At 60.6% G+C, this 432-nt stretch carries 1 pseudogene; it reads left to right on the top strand.

Features of this window, described 5'->3' with window-relative positions:
• Positions 1-154 precede the first annotated feature (154 nt).
• Positions 155-432: pseudogene (locus tag ABDB81_RS27980) on the top strand (type VI secretion system tip protein VgrG); the annotation flags it as partial.

The following is a 432-nucleotide window of genomic DNA, read 5'->3' as shown; positions in this document are numbered from 1 at the left end:
AGTTTCTTTGATCCTTCGTCGCACATATGACGAACACCCCGTTCTCAGCACATTGAATTCAGCGTAACGTCCCGCCCGCAGGTGGTGGGACGGGCATCGCTGGCAGACGGACCACGCCGAATATTCAGTCACGCTGAGAGCGGAGGTGTGGAGCATGTCGGGTGTAGTCGAGCAACGAATTGCAAGGGAAATTGGGCGGCTGAAGGCTGTCACGGGTCGGCAGGCGTATCACCTGGAAGTGCTCGGCGCGCCGAGTGCGCTCGGGTTGTCCGTGGTGTCATTCAAGGCGGAGGAGCGGCTCGGTGAGCCCTACACCGTCACGGTGAAACTCACTCACCCGGCCGAACTGGATCGACTCGACTATCTGCGCCACGACGCCACGTTCGTGATCGATGCTGGCGATGGTTCGGAGCCGCGACAGTTTTCGGGCTG

It is taken from the genome of Cupriavidus sp. DL-D2, assembly GCF_039710735.1.
Lineage (GTDB): Bacteria > Pseudomonadota > Gammaproteobacteria > Burkholderiales > Burkholderiaceae > Cupriavidus.
Note: the sequence above shows the minus strand (reverse complement) of the source record. Positions and strands in the feature narration are given on the sequence as shown.